Below are 25,122 nucleotides of genomic sequence, written 5' to 3' on the forward strand. Positions count from 1 at the left end.
CCCGAGCAAAGGGCGAAAGGCGGGCAGTGCAACGATGGATCGTCATCGCCGGATCTCCGGCCGTGGCGACGGACCGGCCCACTGGAAAACCGCCCGCGCTTCCAGGCCTCACCAACGTTTCATCCACGTTTCCCAGCCTGGGCCGTGCTCGCCGCCGAGTCGGGCGAGCCGCGGGGAACGACGCCCGATCGCCTCCATCAGGTCGGCGATCACATCGCCGATGTAGCCGAGCGCGCGGCGGTAGTGAGCCTTCTCGGCCAGTTCGACCATCTGGTCGTAGCTCAAACCCACGCTGCGCCGCAGCTCCGGATTGCAGTCAGGGCGTCCATCCGGTCCGGATACGAGCTCCATGGCCTTGAGCTCGTCGCGCGCGTGCGGCCCGCACCAACGCCGGTTTTCCGCGAGCACGGCGGCGAGCAGCGGAGCCTCTGCCGGCGCCCACAATTCCGGAAACGCCGCCGCCAGCCGGCCGCGTTTCTCCCCCACGCGCATGTAGTGCGACTGCACCGGCTCGACCGGAGTCGCCGCCAGATCCGCCAGCAGCGCCGGCCAGTTGAGTTTGAACTCCTTGATCCCGATCTCGTGAAACGAAACAAGATCCTGAATCGGCCGGTTGCGCGGCGTGTATTTGCCGTCGAGGAGATGCAGCTCGAGGCCGGCGCGCTGCGACTTGATCAGGCTGTCGCTCACGACGTGCACCATCCAGCCGAGCACGTACGCGATCGCGCGCTCGCTCGGGCCGTGGAACTCCAGCGTGTCCTCCAGCACCGCCGCGCAATACTCGTCCAACCGCTCCCACGGCACAGCATTCGCGCGTTCGGCGCGCGGCCAACCGAACACAACGTGCGATCGACCGTAGAAGCGCTCGTGGATCTCCATCGGCCGGTATTCGCGTCCGCCATGCTTCAACGTCCACGGCCGGACCGCACCGCCGGTGATCGGACTTTTTCCCAGCGGCACCGTGCCGAAACCCACCTCGCGGCCGGTGTCCACGCACACCGCCTCCGGCATCACTTGAATGTCGCTGCCGAGATACGCACCAGCGAGAAAGCTCGGGAAATTCCGCGTCGCGATCGCCGCGAGGCCGAGGTGCCGGTGCGACGCCGCCTTCGCGCCGAGCACCGCGTACAACGTGTGGCCAACGATGCCGCTCATTTGGCCGGAAGGGGCGCCTTCGGCGGCTCGGGCCACGGCTCCGACTCGCGTTGCACCGTGGTCGTCACGGTCTCGCCGTCGGACACCACCTGCACATTACCATGCCACGCGGTCACGAACACCTTCGCGCCGAGCGCGCCAAACACCTTGGTCGCATGCGTGCCGGGCGAACGCGGATACGGCGTCGTGGCGTTGGCCGGGTAGTCACCGAGCGCCGACGCGACGACGACCTGCGGCATCACCATTTTCGGAAAATTGGTTCCCGGGTTGAAGCCGTGATGCGGCGCCGTCAGCACCGTGGTCTTCAGGCGATCGGGCGTCACGGTGGCTTTCAAGTGCTGCTCGAACGAACCGCCGTAGCAATCGCCGGGAAACAAAAACACATTCTTCCCGTGCTGCACGCGCAGGACGATCGAGTTCTGGTTGAGCAGTCCGTGCTCGGAAATCTTCTTCGGATCCGCCGCGGTGCCGAGAAACTCCGCGGGCGGCGACAGTACCTCGACGATCAACGCCGGATCCCACTCGAGTCGCGCGCCCGCCACGACGGCCCGATAGGCGCCGGCGCGGGTTTCCACGGTGGCCTGCAACGCGGCCCGCTCCGCGGCCTGGCGCTGTTGCAGCAAATAAACACCGCCGCGCTGGTCGGCGACGGTGCGCAGCTGCTTGTAGGCGTCGGTCTGGCCCCGCCCTTCGTACCCGTTGTCCACGAATTCGCGGACCTTCCAGTTCTCCAGCAGCCAGCCCGCACCACCATAATGATCGCCGTGCGGGTGGCTGATCGTGATGCCGGCGATTTCCTTGTGCCTATGCGCGGTGAGAAACGGCGCAATCGTGTCGCGTCCTGCATTGTAATTCTCGGTCCCGCTTTGCTTCGTGCCACCGGTGTCGATGAGAAACACCTTGCCGCCCGGCGTCTCCACCACGACCGCGAGCCCGTGGGCCGCCATGTCGAGCCAGGTGACCGTCAGTTTCCCCTGGGCCGCATCGACACCGGAGCTGCAGATGAGCACTCCCAATAGCGCGACGAGGGCCGCTCCATAGTGGCGCCACGTCGGCATCACGCACGAAGCGGGACGACGCACGCGTTCAGGTTGATTCTTGTTCAAGGCGGGAGCGGAGTTCAAAAGGTCGATTTGAGACCGAGGGTCCAGAGCGAGTCGAAATCGGAGCGCTGACGAAAGCGAGCGTGGGCCGGCGTCTGCGCGTTGGCGATTTCCAAGTCCTGCGGCGCGTTCGTCAGGTTGCGGACGCTCAGGAACAGGCCGATGTGCTTGTGGATCTGATACTCGCCGCTGACATCCAGCGTCAGCAGGCTCGCGCCCCAGTTGAACGTGTCACTGGCAATCCCGCGCCCCGCCGCCACGGCTGCCTGCCGGGCCCGGGACCGGTAGTTCCAGTTCATCCGCAGCGTGTACTTCGGACGCGCCAGGCTGACGCCCCAACTGCTGCTGCGCGGCACATAGCCGGCAAACTCCGCGGCCGCGTCTCCGGTGGCGCGCTGGAAACTGGCGTTGGCAAACACCTGCACGCCGCGCGCCCACGGCGGCAGGAACGTGAGCGCCTGCTTGTAGTTGAAATCGTAACCCTCCATGCGGACCGTGCTGTCGAGATTGAACTGGGTCGCGACGTCGTAGGCGTCGTACACCGCCGGATCGAGCGCGTACACCGCCAGGAACTCCGGCGAGGCGTTGAACACCGTGCTGCCGAAAAAGTTTTCGAAATCGCGGCGAAACGCGCCGACGGAAAACAAGCCGACGCCCTCGAAATAATACTCGAGTGACACCTTCGTCGTCTTCGCCGACCACGCCTTGATCGCGGCGTTGTTGACGGTGATGCGATTGCTCGCACTCGGCAGCCGATCGACATCCGGCAGCGTCAGGCCGCCGGCGTACTGGTTGAAATTGGGCCGGCCGACCGAAAGGTAGTACGCCGCACGCGCAATGAGGTTCTCCCGCACGTTGTAGCTCGCGTTCAGATTCGGGAAGTAGCGGAGATATTCCTTCTCCGCGCGCATCCCGCGTTCAATCCGGGTCAACCGCGAGATTCCCAGCGGGTCGGTGGTGATGGGCAGCGGCTGGCCGTTGGCCCCGAGGATCGGACGGCCCGCGTTGTCGCGCTGGACGTTGCGGGTCGGGTCGGTCAGCGGTCCCTCGGCGGTGAGATTCGTCTGCTCGACCCGCAGTCCGCCGACCAGCTTCAAGCGGCGCTCGAGGAAACTCACGTCACCGCGCAGGTAGGCCGACGAGATGACCTCATCCGCGAGCTTCGAGTTGTTGACGTGATTCTGGTACGCCGTGTTTTCGTTGATGGTGAAGTAGCGGGGATTCGACTGGTAAAGCGCCCAGAGCTCCCGATCGCTGGCCCACTGGATCCGGGGAAACCCGTAGCCCGGCGTGCGCGTGGAAAACACCTCGTCGAGCACGACTCCGGCGCCGTCGTCACTGCCACCCGTCGGCGTCGTCGTGGCCAGGCCATCGGCGCCGACAAACGTGTACGGGATCGTCGTCTCGCGGTGATCGCGGATGGACTGACGCACATCGAGTCCACCCTTCAGGGTCACAGGCACGCGCCACAGAAAATCCCGCCGCGCGCTGGCGTAGGCGCTGCGCTGCACGTCCAGCGTGCGGTGATATTTGCCGGTTGTGGTTGCGAGCGCGTAGCTCGAAAGGCTGAACGGGTCGACCGGCGCGCCCGTGACGCCGTCGGTGACGGTGATGACGTTCGGGCGCAGCATCGTGATGTCGTCAAACGACACTGTGACGCCCGTGCGGCGTGCGATCGTGTTGTTGAAATTTCCGTTGGAAATATCGTGGAAATGCGTCCGCGACCTCGAGGTGCCCGCGCCCGCTTCGAGTTTCCAGATCGGTCCCTCGTGCTGAAACACCAGCGTCGGCATGTACGAGATACTGTCGCGTTCGCGCGAGACGTTCGTGAGCCGGATCTCGCCCTGCCCCGGAAACCCGCGCGTGAACGTGGGGCTGAAGTCGCCCGGGTTCACCCGGTTGATGAGGTACGAGAGCGAATGGTTGCTGGTGTGCTGCCCGAAACTGACCGCCTGGATGGAAAACGACACCCGGCCGTGCGCGCCGAGCTTGTAGTCCAGCGTCGCGCCGATCGACGAGCGCGTCGATTCTTTCGGGAAGTCGCGCACGTTGTATTCGGTCAGGTACGGCTTGTCCGGCGTCGTATCCGGCAAGGTCGTACCGTTGGTGGCGTTCAGCGTGCCGCGCCACGCGGTCGTCGCGATCGCCGCAGGCTGATATTGTACCGATGTTCCGCCCGACACGGTGAAGCCGAACCGCTTGTTCACCGGCATGAGATACGAGAAATCAAAACCCGGATGCACCTTGCGGGTGCGTTCACGCGAGGCAATCGGTCCCGGGCCCGGCGTCTTCTCAAAGTCCACGGCGTCGCCACGAATCAACAGGTACGCGCTGACGTTCAGGCTCGGCTTGGCCCGCTCGAAGGCGGCGCGCGCAACCATGTTGACGGACCCGGCGAGCGCCATCCCCGGCGATTCCGGCGTGGGCGAATGCAGCACCTCGACGCGCGACAGGTTGTTGGTCGAGGCGAAGACCAGCTCGACGTTGCGGTTCGTGTTGCCCTGCGCGCTGGCGAGATTGAAGCCGTTAACGGTCACCGGCACGTAGTCGGTCGACACGCCGTTGATCGAAAACGTGCGGGCGTCCCCCGCGATGTAGCCAATCGTGATGCCGGGAAGATACTTCAACACCTCGCCGACGTCGCCATCGACGACCGGCCCGAACTCGTCCGCGGCGACCACATTTTTGATGTTTGCCGCGAACCGCTGCTCGTTGATCGCGATGGCGGAGGCGTCCATCTGTTTCGACGCCGAGACGACGTAATCGTCGAGTTTCACGGTCGCATCGCCGGTGGCGCCGCTGCGACCCGGCGCACTGAGCTCGAAATCCTGCCGGACCGTCTGCCCCGGCGCGACCGTGATCCGCGCCGTTTGCTGCGCCAGGCCGGTAAAGAAGACCGTCACGGTCACCGTCCCATCGGGCACGCCGGTCACGCGATAGCTGCCATCGGAAGCAGTCAGCGTCTCGAGTGCTGTCCCGGTGACGCTCACGCGGGCCTTCTCGAGGTACTCTGCTTTCGCCGGGTAAAAGACGCGTCCTTCGATGGTGCCGGCGGCAGAGGCCAGCGCGACGATAGCGCAGCAGGCGGCAAACGCGGCACCGAGGCGCACGCGGCGGGAGGTCGATGTGGGAGAGAGAGGAAGCGAGTCCATGGGGTCAAGGTGCTTGGGCTGGGCGCGACGGTTTCGTTCAACACCGCCGCGAACCGGCGCACGGGCAAGCATCACCGCGAGCCGTCGCAGAAACGTCACGCGTTCACGGCTGGCGCGCGGTGGTCACTTGGATTTTCTTGCCGTCAGAGACGGCGGTGATGTCGCCGTGCACCCAAGTCGCGTACACCGCGGAGCCGACGCCCTGGAAGGCGCCCTGCGTCAGTTCATACGGCCGAATCAGCGACGGCTGGTACTGGGCCAGGCTCGCCACCAGCACGATCTTCGGCCGGGTCAGTTCCGCCATGGCGGCGTTCGAGTTCAGTCCGTGATGCGGGGCCACCAGCAGATCGCATTTCAATGTCGCGGGATCGATCACCGTCGCCGTCGAGGTCAGTCCGTGATTGTCGCCGGGAAACAGGAAGACATTCGCCCCATGCTGCAGCCGCAGGACAACCGAGTTCGCGTTGTACAACTGATCGTCCTTCTTGGTCGGGTCGGGCCGATGAAGCCCGGCGGGCGGCCATAGGATCTCCGCGTCGAGGCCGGCATCGAGCGCGAGACGCGAGCCCGTTTTGACGATCGTCGACCTGCCGCCGCCGGCGACATAGCGCGCACGCAGCTTGCGATAGGTCTCAAGCTCGCTGCCGCCGATCTCCGCGTAGCCGCCATCGACGAGTTCGCGGATCGGAATGTTATCCACGAGGTACGCGAGGCCGCCGCGGTGATCGTTATGCGGATGACTGATGATGACGCCGTCGAGCGCGCTCACGCCGGCCCGCTTGAGGAGAGGCAGAATCACGTCGCGCGCGCCGTAGTACGGCCCCTTTTCGCCGGGTCCGGTATCCACGAGCCAGGTTTTCCCGGTCGGCGTCTTCAGCACCACGGCGAGACCGTGGAGTTGAAAGTCGAGCACGGTGACCGTGAGCGTGCCCTGCGCCTGCAGTCCGGTGACGACACCGGCGAAGACAGAGAAGCGGAGCAGCGTGACGAGGATATGGTGCAGCTTCATGCGAGGTGAGTCAGGGAGAGAAACGCGGGACGATTTGATTCCGCCGTCGTCGTTACAACGTGCCCTTCACGCCGAATGACCACTGGGAGCCGTAATCCTGGCGGCGGAAGAAGCGCGCGTAGTCCGGCGTGCTGGGGCCGTAGATCTTGTCGTCCTCGGAGGCGGCGCCGACGTTGCGCAGAGCGAAAAACAGTCCGAACCGCCGGGTGAGCTGATACTCGCCGCTGATGTCGACGTAGAGGCGTTTGGAACGATAATTGTAAGTGCCCGGCTCGATGCTGCGACCGGCCGCAACCGGCGCCCGGCGCTGGATACCGCGGTAGTTCCAGTTCGCGCGGAGATTGTACTTGGACCGGGTGAGGCTGACGCCCCAATTGAAATTCTTCGGGATCAGATCGGGAAAGAAGTCCGTGCCGACGGCGCGCAGCAGCGTGACATTCCCGAAGACCTGCACGCCGCGCGCCCAGTGCGGCAGAAACGTGAGCGCCTGCTTGTAGTCGAGCTCCATGCCGTCCATCCGCACGGTGTCGGGCAGATTGTACTGGGTGAACACCTCGTAGCCGCCGTAGCTGTCCGCATCGAGATCGTAGTAGGCCAGAAACTCGGGCGTCGGTTGAAACGAGGTGGTGCCGAAGAAATTCGTGAAGTTGCGCCGGAACGCTCCAAGCGAGATCTGACCGACGCGCTCGAAGTAATACTCGAGCCGCACGCGCACGGTCTCGGCGCTCCACGCGTTGATGCCGACGTTGTTGACCTGAATCCGGTTCGTGGAACTCGGCAGCGCCGAGAGGTTGGGCAGCGTGATGCCGCCGGCGTACTGGTTGTAGTCGGGGCGGCCGACGGAGGTGAAGAACGAGGCGCGCGCGATCAGGTTTTCCGCGACGTTGTAATTCACGTTCAGGTTCGGGAAATACCGCAGGTACTCCTTCTTCGCCTGCATGCCGCGCGGGATGAGCGTGAGCCGGGAGACGCCGAGCGCATCGGTCGTCGGCACGATCAGGATCGGCGTGCCGTTCGCCGCGCGCAGGATGTTGCCCGCGGCATCGCGCTGAAAATTCGCCGTCGGATCGGCGAGCGGGCCCGCGGCGTCGATGTTGGTCTGCTCGGCGCGCACGCCGCCGATGAGCTTGAGCCGTCCCTGCAGCAGCGCGACGTCGGCCCGGAGATACGCGGAGGAAATCGTTTCCTCGGCCCGCTTCGACACGTTCGCCGCATTGCGGTAGTCGTTGTTCGGATTGCGGGTGAACAACTCGGGGTTCGACTTGTAGAGATCGAGGTAGCGTTTGCCGCTGATGTATTGCGTCGGGGGAAACCCATACGGCGGAGTCCGCGTCGAGAAACTTTCATCGAGCGCGATGCCGGCGCCGTCGTCGCTGTTGACTGGCGTGGTGCTGGTGCGGCCGTCGCGACCGACAAACGTGAACAGTTCCTGCCCGACGCCGTTGAGATCGCGGGCCGCGGTGCGCACATCGAGTCCACCTTTCAGCGTCACCGGCACGCCGCGCACCTCGAGGTCGCGGCGCAGATTCGCGAACGCGGTGCGCTTCGTGTCGTAGGCCAGCGTCCGCGTGCTGGCCGCCGTCGTGAGCGAGTAGCTGTTGATGTCGTAGGGATTCACCGGCGCGCCCGTGACGCCGTCGGTCACCGTGAACCGTCCGGGCCGCAGGTAGAAGATGTCATCGAAGCTCACCGTGACGCCGGTGCGCCGGCCGAAATTCGCGTCGAACGCATCCTTGTCGATATCCTGATAGTGGAGACGCGAGTTCGAGTAGCTGACGCCGGACTCCGCTTTCCACACCGGACCGTCATGGCGGTAGATCAGCGACGGCATGAACGTCCGGCCGGGCAAAATGCGGCCGCGCGTCGTGATCGCGACTTCACTGCCGCCGACCGCACCATGCGTGAACGTGGGCCCCCAGTTGCCGGGCTCGACCCGGTTGATGTTGAACGCCAGGAAGCGACTCGCGTACGCCTGCATCGTCAGCGCGTATTGAAACGCAAAGGACAACCGGTCGCTGGACGTGAGCCGATAATCCAGCGTTGTGCTCATTGACTTGCGCTCGGTGAATTTGCCGCTGTCCCGCAGCGTGTAGTTGGTGGCGTACGGATTGTTGGGCGTCGTGTCGGGCAGTGCTCCCGGCGTGCCGTTGGCCGCGGGCGCGAGGGTCGCGCCGCCGACGCCGCGCCACGTCAGCTGCGAGTTGTCCTCCATCGCGTAGTCCTTCGAGTAGCCGCCCGTCACCGTGAAACCGAAGTTGCGGTTGACCGGCACGATGGCGGAGAAATCGAAACCCGGGTTGATTTTCCGGCTCGGCTCCCAGCGCGGGCCAGGGGTCTTGCCCCAGTGACGCTCCGCATCCTTCATCAGGACCGACACGCTGTAGTTGAACGCGGGCTTCGAGCGCTCGAACGCACTGCGTGGCACGAAATTCACCGAGCCCGCCAGCGCCATGCCCGGCGATTCGGGCGTGGGCGAATACAACACCTCGACGCGCGAGATGCTGTTGAGCGAAAGCTCGTTCAGCTCCGTGGCGCGCGAGGTGGAAGCGCCGGCGGAACTCGCCAGATCGAAGCCGCCAAACGTGATGGGCACATTGTCAGGCGACACCCCGCTCATCGACACGCGCACCGCATCGCCGCCGCTGTAGTCGAAGACGATGCCCGGAAGAAATTTCATGAACTCGCCCACCCGGCCGTCGGACACCGTGCCGAACTCATCGGCGGATACGACCTTCACCTGATTCGGTGCGAACCGCTGCTCGTTGATCGCGATGGCGGCGGCATCCATCTCCTTCGTGGTGCTCACGACGAATTGATCCATCTTCACCGTGCTGCCCGCGCCGCCGATCCACGTCCCCGGTCCGGTCACGCTGAAGTCCTGCGTCGTGCTCCGGCCCGCTGCGACCTCGACGACTTCAACGTGGGCGCCCAATCCCGTGAAGAACACGCGCACGCGCGCGGCTCCGGCCGGAACGCCGGCGAGCCGGTAACGTCCTGTGGCATCGGTGAACGTCTCGATCGCCGTGCCCTCGACGGTGATCCGCGCTTTCTCGAGATATTCGCCGCGACGGGCATCGGCCACCGTGCCTTCGACGGCGCCCGCGCCTTCGTTCCCCGGGGTCCGACCGGCCGAACTGGGCGCGTCACGGTTTCGATCCGGGCGGGCGGCCGCCGCGATCGGCGCCGCCCGGGATCCGTTTGGGACCGGGGCGCTCCCTCGACTCACGGCGAGCGCGCCGTCGGTCGTTGCCTCGCTCACGACCAGACCGGTGTTGGCCACCAACCGCACGAGGGCGTCGCGCGGCGTGTACGCGCCTTTCACGGCGTTCGTGGTGACGCCGCGCACCGCGTCGACCGAATACAGCAGACGAGCTCCCGCCTGGGTGGAGAACTGTTTGAGCGTCGCCAGGGCGTCGCCCGCCGGCAGATCGAAGCTCCGCGTCGGCAGTTCGGCCGCCTGGCAGAACGGCAACAGGAGCGTCACCAGCACACAGCGCAGCCGTGCCAGCAGGAGACTGGGGACATCAAACGCGGGGCAACGAAAGGTCATGGTCTGACCACACAACGGACCAGCTGCTCCAACTCGCTAGTGCCCGCGAAACATTTTTTCCCAGGCGAATGCGACGCTTGTGCAACGATCGCGCCAAGGCCTAGGGCAACCGCAGGATGGTCTCGCGTTCGCGGCGTTCGACGACGACGCCGAATGTTTTCTCCAGCAGCTGCACCAGGGAAGCGTGGTCACCCGCCGGGAACGTGCCGCCGAAGCGCCGGCTCGCGAGCGTGGCATCCGCGATGACCAGCCGATGCTGGTTGAAGCGGTTGAAGTCGGCGACGATCTCCGAGAGCGGAGCATCCGTGTAATCCAGCCAACGCTTCTGCCACGCCAGGGCGGCCTCGATCTCGCCGGCTGAAACGGTCGCGACCGGCGCCGCTGCGGGTGCCTTCGTCAGGCTCAGGGGAATCTCAACGCGCTCACCCTGGCGCAACACACGATCGCTCTCTGGAGGTGCGAAGTCCGGCGCTGCGGCCGTCACCGGCGCCACCAGCAGCGAGTCCCCTTGCAGCGCGCGGTCGACGCGCACTTTGCCCTCGGTGACCAGCACGTCGACCGACGCCGACTGCAACCGCACGTTGAAAGCGGTGCCGACGGCTTTCACCGCGACGCCGTTGGCCTCGACGACGAAAGGACGCGCGGAGTTGGGTGCGACGGTGAAATGCGCCTCGCCCCGCAGCAGCCGCACGCGGCGTTCGCTCCGGGAAAACTGCACGTCGACGGCGCTACTGGCATTGAGCGTCAGCGTCGACCCGTCGGGCAAATCGAGCCGTCGCAATCCACCGGATTCCGTGGCGGCCTGTTCGGCGAACGAAGCACCGGCGCTGCCCCACCACGCGCGGGTGCCGTCGCTTCGTGGCCACAACGCCCAGCTGCCGACCCCGAGTGCGACGACCGCGGCCGCACGCAAGGCCACCTGCGCCACCGCGGAGCGACGGCGCGCCGGAAGGTCAGCGATCCCGATGGGCACCGCGACGCGGTCCTGCGTGGCCCCAAGCACCCGCCAGGTGCGTTCGATTTCCGCGAAGGCGGCAGCCTGCCCTTCATTTTGCGCGAGCCAGCGCGCGAAGGCGCGTTCGTCCGCGGCGGTGAAGCCACCGTCGCGGCGGAAGAACCACTCGGTCGCCTCCCGCTCGAGGCGCAAGGCCGGGCGATCGCCGCCAGCATTACTCTCAGCTGCGGAGTCGTTCATCGTTTTTCCTTTCCGGCGTCACGCCACGCGCGCGGAGATAGTCGCGACACCGCAGCATGCCGGTGACGAGGTGGGCGTTAACCGTGTTTTCGGCGATGCCGAGCCGCCGGGCGATCTCGCGGTGGGAGAGATCGTGAAAGCGGCGCAGGACGAAAATCTCGCGACAACGCTGCGGCAGCGTCGCGATCGCCTCGGCGAGTAATTCGAGTTCCTGGTCATGGCTGGCGGATTCGGCCGCGTTCGGCCCCTCTTCCACAACGGCCAGGCGGTCGATCTCAGCTAGACCGTCGATCGAAACAGGGCGCGTCCGACGCAGCTGGTCGAGCGCCGCGTTGCGCGCCGTGACAAACAAGTAGGCGCGCGTCAGACTCGCCCGGCCGACGGCGCGCGCCCGCAGCAGCCGCGCGTACGTCTCCTGCACCAGGTCATCGACGTCCACCAGCGTCGGAAAGCGTCCGCGTAGATACGCCCGCAGATCGCGCTCGTGCGCCTGGATCTCTTCGCGGAACCAGCGCGCGAGTTCCGCATCGGCGGGTGTCGCCGGGGCGGCCGGCAGCGCGGCGCAGGACAAGGGAGAGGCGGAGGAAGAGTCCACGATCGAGAGTGCCGCGCGAGGAACTGGGGAAGTCGGCGGAAAACCGCGAGGCGAATTTTCCGCGCATGGTGCATTCCGCGGCCACGCCTAGAAAAATATCGCCTCACCCGCGACGGGACGTTAGTCCCTTTTCCGCCAACGCGCGCGACGCCCTCCCCTGACTCGCGCGGCAACGATCCCCGCCCCCATGAGCACTGCGACTTCACCCCTCGAGGCCCGGCCTGTTTCCGTCGTCACGCTTTCCCCGACTCCGCCCGCGGCTACGCGCCTGCAGTCGCTCGATGCGTACCGCGGCCTGATCATGGTGGCACTCGCGTTCAACGGCTTCGGGCTCGCCGCCACCGCGCGCAATTATCTGAAGGCCACGCCCGACTCCGGCTTCTGGCAGGCGGTGCTCCACCAATTCGAGCACGTCGAGTGGGCGGGCTGCGGGTTCTGGGATCTCATCCAGCCGTCGTTCATGTTCATGGTGGGCGTCTCGATGGCCTACTCGTACCTGAAGCGGCAGCGCGAAGGCCATTCGTGGTCCCGCATGTTCGGCCATGCGGTCACGCGCGGGATCATCCTGGCGGCGCTCGGGATCTTTCTCATCTCGAATTCCCGACGCACGACCGAGTGGTCGCTGATGAACGTGCTCACCCAGATCGGACTCGGGTATCCGTTTCTCTTCCTGCTGTGGGGCCGATCGCTGCGCACGCACGTCATCACCGCGGTCGCACTGCTTGGCGGCGTGTGGGCATTGTATTCGTTTTTCCCGCACGCCGGCATCGATGTTGCCAAGGGCGCGCCAAACGTCGGCGTCAGCGCGAGCTGGGCCCAGGCGAATCTCGCCGACGTCAAACCCGCGTGGCACAAGAACGCCAATGTCGGCCACGCGATCGACACGGGGCTGCTGAACGTCGTCACGCGCCCGGAACCGTTTGTCTTCAACAGCGGCGGGTATCAGTCGATCAATTTCATCCCGTCGCTCGCCACGATGCTCTTCGGTCTGATGTGCGGCGAAATGCTCCGCTCCGGTCGCACGCCGCGCCGCAAGTTCGTCCTCCTTGTGCTCGCCGGCATCGGCGGTCTCGCCGCCGGTACGGTCCTGGGATGGATGGGCGTGCCGCTCGTGAAGCGCATCTGGACGCCGTCGTGGGCGTTGTACTCCACCGGCTGGTGCTGCCTGATTCTCGCGGCACTGTATGCGATCATCGATCTGCGGCAGTGGCGCGCGTGGAGTTTCCCGCTGCTCGTCGTCGGCATGAACTCGATCGCGATCTACAGCATGGGCATGATGCTCCGCGGCTGGACCGCGAAGACCTTTCAGACCCACCTGGGCGACGACGTCTTCAAGGTCTTCGGTGCAAACCAGGCGCCGATGGTGCAGGCGACCGCCGTCGGCCTCGTCTTCTGGCTCGTGTGCTGGTGGATGTACCGGCGGAAGATCTTCCTGCGGATCTGACGTTGCATACGCAGAGATCGCTGATCGCCTGATTCCGGCCGCAACCTTCGCTCAGCGCCGCGCCGCCACCAGTACGTCCGTGTCGGCGAGTTTGAAACGCGTGCTCACGACCGAGTTCTTTTCGGGACCGGCACGATATTTGATGTAGGTCGTGGCGACGATGGTGGCGTCGGGCAGCACCTCGACGCCCGGATAGCCGTTGTCGCCACCCTTGTGGCTGTGGAGCAGCTTGACGCGGTAGGCACCGTCGCGGCCGCTGACGATATCGTCGTAACGTCCAACCCACGCGATGAAGTGCGTTGACGTCGGGCTGCCATAAGCGCCGCCGGTGTCGCGAAAACACACCACCAGCCGGCCGTCGGGCAGATAACGCGCCACGTGACGATCACCATAAAGTCCCGGCGGCAGTGGCTTCGACGCCGACCAGGTTTTGCCATCGTCGCGACTCGTCATGAAGAGAGCGATCCGTCGCTCGTTTTCGCGAATGAGGCACAGCAGCTCGCGTCCATCCGGCGAGCGCACGACCCACGGCTCGCATGGCTTGAGGCCCGGAAGATCGAGCACGATCTGAAACGGCGTCCACGTCAGCCCGCCGTCCGCCGAAACACTCTGCGCAATCACGTTCGAGCGTACTTCCTGCGTTTCACCGGGCCGCCGAATATTGGTCAGGCCGAGCAGCTTTTTCCCGCCTTCAATCGGTTCAATGGTGCAAAACGGCATGACGCACTCGAGCCCGTTGCTGATCATCGGCGTCCACGTGCGGCCGCCGTCGACGGAGTGCGCCTGCGCCATCTTTCCGTCAGGCCCCTGGCCGGCAAAGACGAACAGCCGGCTCACGCCCTTCGGATCCGTGAGTGAGTAAAGGGCGGGGCAGTTCCGGACGGTCTTCCAGCTATCGGGCACCGGCAGCAGCCCGCTCCAGGTCCGGCCGCCATCGTCGCTGCGCTTGAGCGGACCGACCGTGCCGCCGTGATTGTAGGTCCAGACACAATACATCGTCCGGCCGTCGGGCAGCAGCACCGTCGTGGGATGACCCTGGTAGATCTCGGCGGTGCCCGCGGCGATGACGACCTGCCGGGAAACGTCAGCCGACAGGTCCACCGTGGGCGGGAACACCGCCTTGGCCGCCTTGAATTTCGCGCCAGCGTCGGCTGGGTCTGCGGCCAGCAGCAGCAGGGGCAGCGCCGCACCGAACAGCGGCAGTGAAACCAGGACACGAAGGAAAACGCGGGGCATCCGTCAGCAGTGAACGTCCGACGCCTCCGGCACAAGTCACAGGCCATGGTCTCCGCAGGAGTCCAGTCGGGGCGAGGCAGGGAAAATCGTTGCGATTGCGCGCCAGTCGGGCCGGCTCTGGCTGACGCGACCACCACCCCATCGCCTGCCCGCCGCTCCCGCCGTTTCTCCCCATGAGCTCCCTGCCCCGCCTCTGGACTGACGTTCCCCTGCATCGCGCCGCGCTCGACCTGCTACGCGGGCGCGTCGCGCTTTCGGGGCCGACCGTTCCCGCCGGCGACGCGGCGCAACCGCCATTCGCGTTCGCGGACGCCGACGCCGCCATCGTCGGCACGCGCCAGCGTTACGACGCGGAGGCGTTCGCGCGCGCCACACGGCTGAAGGTCATCGCGCGCACGGGCATCGGCTACGACAACGTTGACGTCCCCGCTGCCACCGCGGCCGGCGTGTGCGCGGTGAACACGCCGGAGGCTCCGACGGAGTCGACCGCGGAGTTTGCGATCGCGCTGATGTTTGCCGTCGCGCGGCGTATCCCTGCGGCGGATGCGTACGCCAAGGCCGGCGTGTGGAAACTGGATCCCGAGGTGATGGGCTTCGATCTCGCGGGCAAATCGCTCGGACTCGTCGGGTTTGGCCGCATTGCCCGCCGCGTCACTGAGATGGCGCGCGCCATCCGCCTGCGCGTCTTCGCGTTCGATCCCTTTGTGCCCGCCGCCGTGATGACCGAGGCTGGCGCCACTCCCTGCGCCAACCTCTCCGCGCTGCTGCGTTCCTCGTATGTCCTTTCGCTCCACGCGCCGCTGGGCGATGCCACGCGCCGGCTGATCGGAGCCGAACAACTCGCCCTGCTGCCGGCCGGCGCGATCGTGATCAACACGGCCCGCGGACCGCTGCTGGACGAGGGCGCCGTGCTGGCCGCGCTCGAGTCGGGCCAACTCGCCGGAGCTGGGCTCGATGTCTGGGAGCGCGAACCGGTCGCGCCAGATCATCCGCTCTTCCGTCACCCGCGGGTCGTGGCCACCTCGCACATCGCGGCGTACACGAACGAAGGGCGCGAGCGCAGTCACGTGGCGGCCGCGCAGCTGGTGCTCGCGGCGCTGGCCGGCGAGCGACCGGCCACCTTGATTGACCCGACGGCTTGGGCGCACCGGCGCACGTGATCGCTTCGTGGCGGCGCGCAGTCTCGAGCGCCGCCGCGCAAAGGTATTTCTTATGAACCACCGCCCCGCCCTTGTTGGCTGAGGAGGGCTCGACGAGCGTACGACTTTGCCCTCCGCTTTTTTCCCATGATGAAACGACTTTCTGGATTGATTGCCGCTCCGCACACGGCGTTTCGCGCCGACGGATCGCTGGCGCTCGACATGATTCCGTTGCAGGCGCGCCTGCTCGCCCACAACGGCGTCTCGGGCGCCTTCATCTGCGGCACGACCGGCGAGGGATCGTCGCTCACCGGCGAGGAACGCCGGCAGGTGGTCGAGGCCTGGGTGGCCGCCCGGCCCGCGGGCTTGGCAGTCATCGTGCATGTCGGCCACCTGAGCATCGGCGACGCCTGCGCTTATGCGGCGCATGCCCAGGCGGCGGGCGCTGACGCCGTCGCGGCCCTCGCGCCGAGCTTTTTCCGGCCGCCGGGCCTGGGCGAACTGGTGAGCTGGTGCGCGCGCATCGCCGCGGCCGCGCCCAAGCTGCCGTTCTACTATTATCACATGCCGGCGATGACGGGCGTGTCGTTTCCCGCCGCCGATTTTCTCCAGGCGGCCAACGCGGTGATTCCCAATCTGGCGGGCGTGAAGTTCACGCATGAAAACCTGATGGACTTCGGACGGTCGATGGAGGTCGCGGACAGCAAGTTCACGATGCTGTTTGGCCGCGACGAGATTCTGCTCTCTGGTCTTGTGCTGGGCGCGCCGGGCGCGGTGGGCAGCACGTACAATTTCGCGGCCCCGCTTTACCTGCGCATCATCGAGGCGTTCAAGCGGGGCGACATCGCGGCCGCGCGCCGCGATCAGCTCAAGGCGATGGACTTCATCGAGGTGCTCGGTCGACATGGCGGACTCTCGGCCGGCAAGACCGCGATGAAACTGATCGGCATCGATTGCGGCCCGGTGCGTCTGCCACTGCGAGTTGTGTCCGCCGCGGAGGAGAAGAGCCTGCGCGAGGGCTTCGAACGGATCGGATTCTTCGACTATTGCTCGAAGTTGCCGTGAATGCCCAATCGGCGCGGCTGGGAACGCAGCCGGCCCCGTGGCGGGAAGCGCTGAGTCGCACCTGAAGCAGGGCGTACGTTCCCCGTGAGGGTCCGGGCAGGCGCGCCTTGATTCTTCGCGTTATTTACTAGCCTCGGGCCAGTCCGCCGGGAAAAGTCCCTGCGGCGGCGGCCGCCCCATCGTTTCGATCGAGCGGTCCGCCCCGGTTACTCCACCCCACCCCTGCCCAGGAATGAACCTCTCCGCATTGCGACCGCGTTTCACGGTCCTGCTCGCGCTGCTCGGCTCCGCGGCCGCTGCCCAATCAGTCCCTCCCGCCCGCACTCCCCTCCGCGATGTCGGCACTACGACCGGAGCGGCTGCAGCCGCGGCCAAACCCAATGTCGTTTTCATCTTCGCCGACGACTGGGGCTGGGGCGATCTTTCGAGTCACGGTCATCCGTGGCTGAAGACGCCGCACCTCGACCGGCTTGCGCGCGAGGGCACTGATTTCCACCAGTTCAACGTCCTCAACCCCGTCTGTTCACCGAGTCGCGCCGCCGCGATGACGGGGCATTTTCCGTCCCGCTACGGCATTCACCAGCACTTCGCCGCGCCCGCGCTCAATCGTGCCCGCGGCATGCCGGACTGGCTCGACGCGCGCGCGCCCACTGTTGCGCGTTTCTTCCAGCAGTCCGGCTATCGCACCGCGCATTTCGGCAAGTGGCATCTCACCAATCGCGACACGCATGGCGCCCCCGCGCCCACCGCGTACGGCTTCGATGACTACGCCGTCTTCAACGGCGGCGCCGAAACCGCATCCGCCGATCTGCACGCCACGCCGGAGAACGCCGCGAGCTTCATCGCCGCCAACAAGGACCGGCCGTTTTACCTGAACGTCTGGCTGCACGAGAGCCATCTGCCCCATGTGCCCACAAAGGCGTCGCTGGAGAAGTGGCAGCACCTCGACGAGCAGAAACGCGTCTACGCCGCCGTCATCACGGATGGCGACAACGCCGTCGGTCGCGTGCTCGACGCCCTCAGCGCAGCCGGCGTCGATCAGAACACGATCGTGATTTTCTCCAGCGACAATGGCCCCGAGACCACCGCGCCGAAGTCGCAGCAAAGCTCCCGCGACCCCGATGCGGGTGCCGCCGGTTACGGGGGTTACTACAGCGTCGGTTCGAGTGGCGGCCTGCGCGGCGAGAAACGCAGCCTTTACGAAGGGGGCGTGCGCGTGCCGTTCATCGTGCGCTGGCCCGGCCGCACGCCCGCCGGCGTGAAGAACGACGAAACGGTGTTCACGGCCGTCGATCTGCTGCCGACCCTCTGTGCGGCCGCGGGCATCACACTCCCCGCCGACTACCGCGGTGACGGAGAAAATCTCCTCGCCGCACTCCAGGGCGAACCCTTCCGCCGCACACGGCCCATCTTCTGGGCGTGGACGGGCAAGGCCGCGGACCCCGATTGGTGGCCCCGTCTCGCCGTTCGCGACGGCGATTGGAAACTGCTCCTGACCGACGACGCTGGCCGCGTGGCATTGCACCGCGTGACCACCGATCGCGCCGAAGCCGATGACGTCGCGAGCCAGCATCCTGACATCGTGGCGCGCCTCACCCAGCTCGCTCTCGCATGGAAAGCCACGCTGCCCCGCGAGGTCGATCCGTCCTGCGTCAGCGCCGCCGACCGAACCTCGGCACCACCGCCAGCCGCCCGTCGGGGCGAGGCACCCGCAGCCACAAAGAAAGCTCCACCTGATCGCGCTGCGGCCTTCGCGCGCATGGACACCGATCGCGACGGCAAACTCACCTTCGCGGAGTACAGCGCCGGCATGAAGGACGCGGCGAATCTCGAGCAGCGTTTCAAGAATTTTGACCAGAACGGTGATCACACCCTCAGCCGCGAGGAGTTCGTCACGCCCTCCGGCAAATGAGCCTCCGATTCTCCGCCTGATTTCGTCCTCTCCCCTCATGACGTCGTTGCTTCAGTTTCTCACGGCCGCCACGAAATCGTTGGCGCGATGCCGCTGGCGCGCGGGTACGAACGCGTTCACTCCGCAGCGGCCAACGATCGCGTTACTGAAGCAGGGCGGCGTGGCCGTGGTCGCATGCTGTCTCGCTGCGGCGATGGTCCCGACGGCTTTTGCCGCCGCCACAAACACTCCCAACATCGTTTACCTCCTCGCCGACGATCTCGGCTACGGCGATGTGCAGGTCCTGAATCCGGCGCGGGGAAAAATCAAGACACCCCACCTTGACCGACTCGCGGCCCAGGGCGTCACGTTCACCGATGCTCACAGCGGTTCCTCTGTCTGCACGCCCACCCGCTACGGCCTCCTCACCGGCCGCTACGCGTGGCGCAGCCGGCTGCAACGCGGCGTGCTCGACGGCACCGACGATCCGCCGCTCATCGCCGAGGAGCGCCTGACCGTGCCGGCCCTGCTCAAGCAACAGGGCTACACCACGGCGGCGATCGGCAAGTGGCACCTCGGGTTTCTCTCGGAGCGGCCCGCCGGACCGACTCCAACCGAGCCCGCCCCCGGCGCCCGAAAGAAGTCCGCCATGGGCTCAGCCGGCCTGCCCGTCGGCTCGCAGATCATCGGCGGCCCGATCACGCGCGGCTTCGATTATTTCTGGGGCTGCTCGAACGCCCGCACGATGTCCGGTCTCATCGAGAACGACCGCGTCATCGAAAATCTTCCGCCGGTGCAGATGCTGCCGCGTCTCGAGGACCGCGTCGTCCGCTATATCGCAGAGCGCGCCGCCGCCGCGAAAGCCGGGAAGCCGTTTTTCCTCTACGTGCCCCTCACCTCGCCGCACACGCCGATTCTGCCGACGCCCGAGTGGCAGGGGAAAAGCGGCCTCGGCGCGTACGGCGACTTCGTGATGCAGACCGACGCCGTCGTCGGTGCCATCCTCGGCGCCCTCGACGCCCACGGTCTGGCCGACAACACCCTCGTAATCTTCACCGCGGACAACGGCTGCTCGCCCCAAGCCGGCACGCCCAGCCTCGAAAAACAGGGCCACTTCGCCAGCGCGCAGTTCCGCGGCTACAAGGCCGACATCTGGGACGGCGGTCATCGGGTGCCTTTCTTTGCACGCTGGCCGGGCAAAATAAAACCGGCGACCACGAACGCCCAGCCGATCTGCCACGTCGATCTGATGGCCACTTGCGCCGAGCTGCTTGGTCTGACGCTGCCCGCCAACGCGGGCGAAGACAGTGTCAGCATCCTGCCTGCCCTGCTCGGTGCCGAACGCCCCGGCCCGCGCCCGGCCGTGGTGCATCATTCCATCAACGGCTCTTTCGCCATCCGGCAGGGCGACTGGAAGCTCGTGCTCTGCGCGGACTCCGGCGGCTGGAGCGTTCCCACGCCCGGCAGCCCGGACACCAAGGGCCTGCCCGAGACTCAACTCTACGATCTCCGATCGGATCCGGCAGAAACCACCAACCTTCACCTCGAGCGACCCGAGGAAGTCGCACGGCTCTCCCATGTGCTGGAGCAGTTCATCATCAACGGTCGCAGCACGCCGGGCGCGAAGCAGGCCAATGATATCGCGATTCAGATTCGGAAGACGCCGGCCAAAGCGGCCAATCCATGACCCCATCCCGCCGCCTTGCATGAAGTCCCCCGCGTTCACTCGTCATCTTCGGGCGATCGTGCTGTTCATCGCCTTTACCGCCGGACCCGCTTGGTCCGCGGAGCTGCCGCGCGCAACGCCGCCAGCCGGAGGCGTCGCGCAATCTTCTCCCCGGCCAAACGGCGTCATCGTGGGCCGCGTCCTGAATGCTTCCGGCGACAGTGCGTTGGAACGCGTGCGCGTTACCGTCGAAGGCACGGCGCTGGAAACCTTCACCGATGCCAGTGGCGCTTATCGGATCGATGGCGTCCCGGTCGGTACCCTGCAGCTGAAGTTATTCTACACCGGCATGGCTCCGCTGACGACGACCGTCACGGTGTTCGCCGCTCAGACCGCCACCCACGACGTGAGCATGTCGGCCGCGGGATCGAGCGCGGCGAGTGTTGACCGCGTGAAGCTCGAGAAATTCGTCGTCGCCACCTCGAAGGAAATGGAAGCCTCCGCCCTCGCGATCAACGAACAGCGCTTCGCGTCGAACGTGAAGACTGTGGTGTCGACCGACGAATTCGGCACGGTGGCCGAGGGGCACGTGGGCGAGTTCCTGAAATTTCTTCCCGGCGTCACGATGGAGTACGCGGGCGGCAACGCCCGCGAGATCTCGATCAACGGTGCGCCCGCGGACAGCGTCCCGGTCACGCTCGACGGCTTCAGCCTCGCCACCGCGATCAGCGGGATCTCCCGCGCCGCCGCCGTGGACATGGTGTCCATCAATGGCATCGCGCGGGTGGAAGTTTCATTCTCCCCCACGCCTGACACCTCGGGCGCGGCGCTCGCCGGATCGGTGAACATGATTCCGCGCAGCGCCTTTGAGCGCTCCCGGCCGGTGTTCAACGGCAGCACCTACGTGATGATGCGCGACCATCGCAAGGAACTGCATGCCACCCCGGGGCCGCGCGAAGATGGCCGCCGCAAAGTTTCACCGGGCTTCGATTTCTCCTGGGTGGTGCCGGTCAACAAGCGCTTCGGTTTCACCCTCTCGGGTGGTCGCACCAGCCAGTTCGCCGGCCAGGATCAGGTGACCAACACTTGGCGGGGCGCCGGCACCGCGACCAACGGCACGACGTTTCCGCACACCACGCCCGATCGCCCCTACCTCTCGACCTTCGCGGTGCGCGGCGGCCTCAAGGAAACCACGCGTCACTCGCTGGCGGCCACGCTCGACTTCAAGTTCGCGCGTCACGACACGATTTCGCTTTCGGTGCAGGCCTCGCGTTTCGAGGAGGATTTTCTCAGCCAGACGCTCACCTTCAACGTGGGCGGCGTCGCGGCCGGAAATTTCACGCCGTTCTCGACCCGCGGTAACACCGCCGCCGGCGATCTCGTGATGGGCAACGCTGGCGGCTACCGGAAAAACGAAACCTATATGCCCACGCTCCGCTGGCGGCACGACGGGCCCGTGTGGAAGACCGAGGCCGGCGTAGGCTATTCCCGCGCCCGGTACAACGGCGGCGACCTCGAGCGCGGCTACTTCCAAAGCACGGCCGCCCGGCGCACCGGCGTGACGGTTGCCTTCGACAATATTTTTTATCTGCGACCGAACCGCATCACCGTCACCGACGGCGCGACCGGAGCGGCGATTGATCCGTATCGGCTCGACCCCTACGCGGTGACCGGATCCGCCAGCGGTCAGCCCGAAAACAATGACCAGCAGCGCACCGCCTTCGCGAATGTGCGGCGCGATTTCCTGTGGCCCGTGCCCGTCACGCTGAAGGCCGGGCTCGACCGCCGGCAAGGCGTGCGCGATCTCCGCGCCGACGACAACCGCACCTACACGTTCGTCGGACCAGACGGTCGCGCCAGCACGACCTCGCTCGGCAGCGACGATCAGGCCGCGGCTTTCTGGTCGCCCGAGTTGTCGGAGCGTCCGCACGGCTACGGCTTCCCTCGCATCCAATGGGTCGGCACCAGCCGCCTGCTCGACTACTATCGCGCCAACCCGACGCATCTCACCTACGACGAAAACGCCCGCTACCGTGCCGCCGTCACCAACTCGAAGCACACCGAGGAAACGGTCTCGTCCGCGTTCGTGCGCGGCGACCTCGCGTTGTTTGAACGCCGTCTGAAGCTCGTCGGCGGGGTGCGCGCCGAGCAGACGAACATCGCGGCCGAGGGCCCGCTGACGGATGTCACCCGCAACTACCAGCGCGACGCCAGCGGCCGAGTCATCACCGTCGCGAGTCCGATCCCAGCCGATCCGAATCGACGCACGCCCGTGCTCATTTTTCCCACGACCAACGCCCTCGCGGTCTCGCAGCTCACGTTTTTGCAACGCGGCACCCACGTCGAGAACGAGTACCTCCGGCTCTTCCCCAGTCTCAACGCGTCCTTCAACGTCCGTGAGAATCTCATCGTTCGCGCGGCGCGCTACTCATCCGTCGGTCGGCCCGATCTCAACCAATACGCCGGCGGCCTCACCCTGCCCGATCCCGACAGCGACCCCTCGAATCCGGCCAACCGCATCGTCGTCAATAATGCCGGAATCAAGGCGTGGAGCGCAGAGACGACCAATGCGCGGCTCGAATATTATTTCGCCGGCGTCGGCCAGATTTCCGTCGGCGGCTTTCGCCGGGACATCACGGACTTCTTCGGCGGCACCGTCTTCAACGCCACGCCCGAATTCCTCGCGCTCTACGGCCTCGACCCGGCGCTCTACGACAAATTCGACGTCACGACGCAGCAGAATCTGCCCGGCAAAGTGCGGCTGACCGGCGTGGACTTCAGCTACAAGCAGGCGCTCACCGGCCTGCCGTCGTGGGCGCGCGGCGTGCAGGTCTTCGCCAATGCCAGCGCGCAACGCGTGACCGGCGACGCGACCGCCACGGCCAACTTCGCCGGGTACATCCCGCGCAGCGGAAGTTGGGGCGTGAGCCTCACGCGGCCGGGTTACAATGTCCGCATCAACTGGAATTATCGCGGCCGGCAGCGCCGCGGCATCGTGGCCACGGGCGCGAGCATCGAACCCGGCACCTACAACTGGGGTTCGAAGCGGCTCTACATCGACGTCTCCGGCGAATACTCGCTCACCCGGCGCATCGCGCTTTTCACCAATCTGCGCAACATCAACGACGCCACCGAAGACACCGAGATTCACGGACCGAGCACGCCCGCGCACGCGCAGTTCCGTTCGCGCCTCGACTTCGGTTCCCTGTGGACCTTCGGCCTCAGGGGCACGTTCTGATGCGCAGCGTGCCACCATCTTTTCTCGCGCAGCCTCGTTCCATCCTTACACCGCGTTCTCGCTTTCCGATGATCATCCTCCGCCTCTGCCTGGTTCTTTCCGTGGTCCTCTCAACCGCCTTCGCCGCCACGCCGCGCCGGCCGAACATCCTGTTCATCCTCGTCGATGATCAGTCGCCGTTCGACCTGAAGATCTACAATCCGAAATCCGCGCTGCAGTCGCCGCACATTGATCGCCTCGCAGCTCAGGGCATGGTGCTCGACGGCGCGTATCACATGGGCGCGTTCATCGGTGGCGTCTGCACGCCGTCGCGGCACATGATCATGAGCGGTCGTTCCGTCTGGCACCTCCCGATCGGGCCGGGCGCGGGCGTGCGTTGCCCGCCCAATCTTGAACAGAACACGATCCCCGCCGTCTTTAATCGCGCCGGCTACGACACCATGCGGACGTGCAAGATCGGCAACAGCTACGAGGCGGCCAACAAGCTGTTCACCGTGCGCAAGGATGCCACCAAGCGCGGCGGCACCGACGAGACCGGCAGCGCCTGGCACGGCGAACAGGTGCTCGCGTATCTGCAGAACCGCGAGGCCACGCAGGACCGCGATCCCTTCCTCATCTACTTCGGTTTCTCGCACCCGCATGACACGCGCGACGGCAAACCCGAGTTGCTCGCGCACTACGGCGCGACCAACCACACCGACCCGAACACGCCTCCGCCCGCGCATGCCAAGCAGCCGGCGTTGCCCGACAATTACCTGCCCGCGCATCCGTTTCCCCACGGCCACCCCGGCCTCCGTGACGAGGTTGACGTGAGCGGCGTGTGGGAGCGACGCGACGAACGCACCATCCGCAACGAAATCGGCCGCCAGTTCGCCTGCTCCGAAGCCATCGATGTCCAGATCGGACGCGTCCTCGCCAAACTCGAAGCGATGGGCGAGCTGGACAACACCTACATCTTCTACACCGCCGACCACGGCATGGCCATCGGCCGCCACGGCCTCCAGGGAAAACAAAATCTCTACCAGCACACCTGGCGCGTGCCCTTCATCGCGAAAGGTCCCGGCATCAAACCCGGCACGCGCGCCGAGGGTAACGCCTACCTCCTCGACGTGCTCGCCACGCTCAGTGACTTCGCCGGCATCGCCGCCCCGTCCACCAACGAAGGGCTGAGCCTCCGGCCCGTGTTCGAAGGCCGGAAGCCCGTCGTGCGCGACACGCTCTACGGCGTTTACAACGGCGGCACGAAGCCCGGCATGCGCAGCGTCAAGCAGGGTGACTGGAAACTCGTGAAGTTCGACGTCCTCGGCGGCAGCGTGCGCGAGACGCAGCTCTTCAACCTCCGGGAGAATCCCGAGGAATTTCTCGACGCTCATCATGCTCCGGCGCTCGTCGCGCTCACCGGCGCCAAGCCCGCCGCCCACCAACGCAACCTCGCCGCCGACCCGCGCCATGCCGCGAAACTCGCCGAGATGGAAGCGTTGCTCCTCGCCGAAATGCGTCGCCTCGACGACCCGTGGCGTCTCTGGAACCAACCAAACGACGGCCTCACGCCCCCACCCGAAGCGCCCGCTCCTGGAGCGAAAAAGAAGGGCAAAGGCTGACGCTGCCGCGTTACGCGCTGCAGCGGGACGCGTCCGCCTGACGTTGACGCTTGAGCGTTGCCGCACGACCCCTTCTCACTTTC

At 66.1% G+C, this 25,122-nt stretch carries 15 protein-coding genes; 7 read left to right on the top strand and 8 right to left on the bottom strand.

Annotated features, from left to right (window positions below; translation table 11 throughout):
• Positions 1-108: 108 nt before the first annotated feature.
• The 7 genes from ACLJEU_RS14445 to ACLJEU_RS14475 all read right to left on the bottom strand — a co-directional run bounded on the left by ACLJEU_RS14445 (position 109) and on the right by ACLJEU_RS14475 (position 11,735).
• Entirely contained in the window at positions 109-1,155 is a 1,047-nt protein-coding gene (locus ACLJEU_RS14445) for a hypothetical protein (protein ID WP_414661742.1), read from the bottom strand.
• Positions 1,152-2,237 carry a ComEC/Rec2 family competence protein gene (locus ACLJEU_RS14450; protein WP_414661741.1) on the bottom strand — a complete coding sequence of 362 codons (1,086 nt, stop codon included), beginning with the start codon at positions 2,235-2,237 and terminating at the stop codon, positions 1,152-1,154. The genes ACLJEU_RS14445 and ACLJEU_RS14450 overlap by 4 nt, the downstream gene beginning before the upstream one ends.
• 38 nt (positions 2,238-2,275) lie before the next feature.
• Entirely contained in the window at positions 2,276-5,410 is a 3,135-nt protein-coding gene (locus tag ACLJEU_RS14455; RefSeq protein WP_414661740.1) for a TonB-dependent receptor, read from the bottom strand.
• Positions 5,411-5,513: 103 nt separating this feature from the next.
• Positions 5,514-6,419 carry a ComEC/Rec2 family competence protein gene (locus ACLJEU_RS14460; RefSeq protein ID WP_414661739.1) on the bottom strand — a complete coding sequence of 302 codons (906 nt, stop codon included), beginning with the start codon at positions 6,417-6,419 and terminating at the stop codon, positions 5,514-5,516.
• A 52-nt stretch (positions 6,420-6,471) separates the two neighbouring features.
• Complete coding sequence (locus ACLJEU_RS14465; protein WP_414661738.1) at positions 6,472-9,969, bottom strand: carboxypeptidase regulatory-like domain-containing protein; 3,498 nt, start codon at positions 9,967-9,969, stop codon at positions 6,472-6,474.
• 100 nt (positions 9,970-10,069) lie between these two features.
• Positions 10,070-11,164 (bottom strand): FecR family protein, encoded by a 1,095-nt coding sequence (locus ACLJEU_RS14470; RefSeq protein WP_414661737.1) that lies wholly within the window; start codon positions 11,162-11,164, stop codon positions 10,070-10,072.
• The gene (locus tag ACLJEU_RS14475) at positions 11,145-11,735 is read right to left on the bottom strand and encodes an RNA polymerase sigma factor (protein WP_414661736.1); all 591 of its coding nucleotides are present in this window, start codon (positions 11,733-11,735) and stop codon (positions 11,145-11,147) included. The genes ACLJEU_RS14470 and ACLJEU_RS14475 overlap by 20 nt, the downstream gene beginning before the upstream one ends.
• Before the next feature lie 211 nt (positions 11,736-11,946).
• On the opposite strand from ACLJEU_RS14475, the gene ACLJEU_RS14480 reads away from it, so the two are divergent.
• Entirely contained in the window at positions 11,947-13,203 is a 1,257-nt protein-coding gene (locus ACLJEU_RS14480; RefSeq protein ID WP_414661735.1) for an acyltransferase family protein, read from the top strand.
• Between the two features lie 51 nt (positions 13,204-13,254).
• Here the strand turns inward: ACLJEU_RS14480 and ACLJEU_RS14485 are convergent, their stop codons facing one another.
• The gene (locus tag ACLJEU_RS14485) at positions 13,255-14,439 is read right to left on the bottom strand and encodes a sialidase family protein (protein ID WP_414661734.1); all 1,185 of its coding nucleotides are present in this window, start codon (positions 14,437-14,439) and stop codon (positions 13,255-13,257) included.
• Positions 14,440-14,612: 173 nt separating this feature from the next.
• Here ACLJEU_RS14485 and ACLJEU_RS14490 point away from each other — a divergent pair, with 173 nt between their 5' ends.
• The 6 genes from ACLJEU_RS14490 (at position 14,613) to ACLJEU_RS14515 (ending at position 25,039) form a co-directional block, all read left to right on the top strand.
• Complete coding sequence (locus tag ACLJEU_RS14490) at positions 14,613-15,599, top strand: NAD(P)-dependent oxidoreductase (RefSeq protein ID WP_414661733.1); 987 nt, start codon at positions 14,613-14,615, stop codon at positions 15,597-15,599.
• A gap of 126 nt (positions 15,600-15,725) precedes the next feature.
• Positions 15,726-16,643 carry a dihydrodipicolinate synthase family protein gene (locus ACLJEU_RS14495; protein ID WP_414661732.1) on the top strand — a complete coding sequence of 306 codons (918 nt, stop codon included), beginning with the start codon at positions 15,726-15,728 and terminating at the stop codon, positions 16,641-16,643.
• Positions 16,644-16,875: 232 nt separating this feature from the next.
• Positions 16,876-18,555 (top strand): sulfatase-like hydrolase/transferase, encoded by a 1,680-nt coding sequence (locus tag ACLJEU_RS14500; RefSeq protein WP_414661731.1) that lies wholly within the window; start codon positions 16,876-16,878, stop codon positions 18,553-18,555.
• A 37-nt stretch (positions 18,556-18,592) separates the two neighbouring features.
• Positions 18,593-20,221 carry a sulfatase family protein gene (locus tag ACLJEU_RS14505; RefSeq protein WP_414661730.1) on the top strand — a complete coding sequence of 543 codons (1,629 nt, stop codon included), beginning with the start codon at positions 18,593-18,595 and terminating at the stop codon, positions 20,219-20,221.
• A 19-nt stretch (positions 20,222-20,240) separates the two neighbouring features.
• Complete coding sequence (locus ACLJEU_RS14510) at positions 20,241-23,438, top strand: TonB-dependent receptor (RefSeq protein WP_414661729.1); 3,198 nt, start codon at positions 20,241-20,243, stop codon at positions 23,436-23,438.
• Between the two features lie 68 nt (positions 23,439-23,506).
• Complete coding sequence (locus tag ACLJEU_RS14515) at positions 23,507-25,039, top strand: sulfatase-like hydrolase/transferase (protein WP_414661728.1); 1,533 nt, start codon at positions 23,507-23,509, stop codon at positions 25,037-25,039.
• The last annotated feature ends 83 nt before the right edge of the window (positions 25,040-25,122 follow it).

Origin of the sequence: Terrisphaera buseokensis (assembly GCF_047521145.2) — a bacterium.
Classification (GTDB): Bacteria; Verrucomicrobiota; Verrucomicrobiia; order Opitutales; family Opitutaceae; genus ER46.